This is a genomic window from Saccharomonospora iraqiensis subsp. iraqiensis (assembly GCF_000430445.1).
In the GTDB taxonomy this organism is placed as follows: Bacteria; Actinomycetota; Actinomycetes; order Mycobacteriales; family Pseudonocardiaceae; genus Saccharomonospora; species Saccharomonospora iraqiensis.
Genome location: NZ_KE387087.1, coordinates 1 through 2,434, shown reverse-complemented (window position 1 = coordinate 2,434; position 2,434 = coordinate 1). Strand labels below are relative to the sequence as shown.

2 protein-coding genes, 1 tRNA gene and 1 pseudogene are annotated in these 2,434 nt (G+C 72.9%); 2 read left to right on the top strand and 2 right to left on the bottom strand.

The features are described 5' to 3' along the window. Positions 1 to 834 (bottom strand): sigma-70 family RNA polymerase sigma factor (locus ACTIR_RS22980; RefSeq protein WP_154663742.1); only part of this gene is annotated, 834 nt, incomplete at its 3' end. Positions 835 to 1,024: 190 nt separating this feature from the next. Between ACTIR_RS22980 and ACTIR_RS0111905 the strand changes: the two genes are divergently transcribed. Then, a tRNA-Gly gene (locus ACTIR_RS0111905) sits at positions 1,025 to 1,097 on the top strand. Positions 1,098 to 1,254: 157 nt separating this feature from the next. Here the strand turns inward: ACTIR_RS0111905 and msrA are convergent. After that, positions 1,255 to 1,917 (bottom strand): peptide-methionine (S)-S-oxide reductase MsrA, encoded by a 663-nt coding sequence (gene msrA, locus ACTIR_RS0111900; RefSeq protein ID WP_026454457.1) that lies wholly within the window; start codon positions 1,915 to 1,917, stop codon positions 1,255 to 1,257. 82 nt (positions 1,918 to 1,999) lie between these two features. Between msrA and ACTIR_RS27515 the strand changes: the two are divergent. Next, a pseudogene (locus tag ACTIR_RS27515) lies at positions 2,000 to 2,434 on the top strand (hypothetical protein); the annotation flags it as partial.

The window sequence follows — 2,434 nt, the reverse complement described above, 5'->3', positions numbered from 1 at the left end:
CGCGGCCGCGGACATCCCACCACCCGTACCGCCCGACCCCGCGGCGCCGAGGACGGCGCCCGTCGGGAACGCGAAGAGCGGGACCAGCGGCACGAGGACGCCCGCGTGCGCGCGCAGCGCCGAGCACACCTGCCGCAGCTCGTCATGGGTCGCGCGGCAGGGGGCGCACCGGGTGAGATGCTGTTCGACCTTGCGGGACTCCGCGCCGGTGACGCTGCCCGCGGTGTAGCCACCGAGCTTCTCCCGGACCGAACGACACCCGCGCGCCTCCCGGTCGGTGGTGAGATGCGCCTGGAGATACGCGGCCCGCAGGCCGATCCGGGCACGCCGGGCCAGCGCGGCCGTCGCGTTCGCGCTGAGCCCGAAGTGTCGGGCGAGCGTCGCGGGCGCGGCGCCCTCGACCTCGGTCTGCCACAGCACGGTCCGCCACCGTTCGGGGAGCGTGGCGAACGCCCTGGTGATCAGGGACGCCTCGGCCGTCCCGGCCTGGGGATCGGTGTGGCCCCCGGCCCGGGAGGTGAGTTCCTCGTCGGTCACCGGGACGTCCCGGCGGGAGCCCTGCCACTCCCAGGCCACCCGGCGTGCCACCGTCATCAGGTACGCGCGCACGTTGTCCCGGGGACCGCTCCCCCTCCGGACCGCCTGCAACACCCGGAAGAAGGTCTCCGCGGTGATGTCGTCGGCCTCGGCCGGGTCCGTGACCAGGCCGCGCGCGAGCCGCCGGACGGCGGGCTCGTGCGCCTCGAACAACTCCCCGAGGGCGGTATCGTCACCGGCACGGAGGCGGTCGATCAGCCCCGCGCTCACGGAGTCGGCCGTCGCCCCGTCCGTCACGACAGGCACCCCCTCCCGGGCCGCACAGCATCTTCCGTCGGATGGGCCTTCGGTTGAACTTTGAACACCATACGGAGTGCACTTCGCAGTCGTCACCCCTCGTGTTCCGTCCGTAATCGAAGGGCCCCCGATCGAGTGGCGACGCACCGGGGTATACACTGGGACTCACACCGGACGGAGTTCCGGGTGTGCGGACGTAGCGCAGCTGGTAGCGCATCACCTTGCCAAGGTGAGGGTCGCGGGTTCGAATCCCGTCGTCCGCTCTCTCGTCCCATCCGCCGTACGGCGGGTACGGACAGCCTCAAGGCCCCGATTCCGGGGCCTTTTTCTTGTGATCCCCACGGCACCGCGCTCGCGCGGCACCGGCCACAGGGGCACCCCGTGGCCGGTGCGGTCGCGGTGTCGCCGCGCGGCGGGTGGTCAGTCCCCCGGGACGCCGACCCCCACCGGGCAGGACACGCCGGTGTCACCGAGGCCGCAGTAGCCGTTCGGCACCTTGTGCAGGTACTGCTGGTGGTAGTCCTCGGCGTAGTAGAACGGACCCGCGGACGCGATCTCGGTCGTGATCTCGCCGTGGCCCGCACTGTGCAGCGCCTTCTGGAACGCCTCCCGGGACGCCCTGGCGACGGCATCCTGTTCCCCGTCGGCGGTGTAGACCGCCGACCGGTACTGGGACCCCACGTCGTTGCCCTGGCGCAGGCCCTGGGTGGGGTCGTGGTTCTCCCAGAACACCTTGAGCAGCGTCTCGTAGGACACCCGGTCCGGGTCGTACACGACGAGCACGGCCTCGGTGTGCCCGGTCAGGCCGGAGCACACCTCCTCGTACGTCGGGTTCGGGGTGTGCCCGCCCGCGTAGCCGACCGCGGTGGAGTACACCCCCGGTGTGCGCCAGAACACCCGCTCGGCACCCCAGAAACAGCCGAGCCCGAACACGGCCGTGCGCATCCCCTCCGGGAACGGCGGCTTGATCCGCCGGTCCGGGTACACCGCGTGCGTCTCCGGCGTCGCGAGCGGCTCCGCGCGACCGGGCAGCGCCTCCTCGGCGGAGACGAGCCTGGTCCTGTCCCGTCCGAACATCCACATGGCGTCGAGTCTACCGGCACAATGACCCACGGAAGGGTGGCGCGACAGCCGGTGGCGCCGCACCGGGCCGGGGAGTGGCGCGATGACGTGGCAGGACGAGCTGCGCGAGCTCGACCGCGAACTCGCGGCGGGCACGATCAGCCACGGTGAACACCGGCGGCGGAGCGAGGACATCCTCGCCGAGGCGTCGGGCGCACCGCCGTTGGCCGCGCCGGAACCGGCGCCCACCGGCACACCCAATCCCGGGCCGACACCCGAACCCGAACCGACACCGGGAACCGGGCCGACACCCGAACCCGTACCGACGTCGCATCCCGGTCCGCCACCGGAACACGGTCCGCCACCGGAACACGGCCCGACGCCGAGTTCCGGTCCGACGCCGAGTTCCGGGCCGACGCCGGGAGGCGACGCGGCGTCCCGGGCGAAGGCGCTGAGGAACACCGATCGGCCGACCACGGCGCCGAGTCCGGCGGACGTGTCCGGGACGCGGGTGCTGCCGGTCGTGGACCCCGGTGCC

Coding starts and splice junctions, on each gene's coding strand:
- msrA (WP_026454457.1), bottom strand. CDS start 1,917: ATGTGGATGTTCGGACGGGACAGGACCAGGCTCGTCTCCGCCGAGGAG.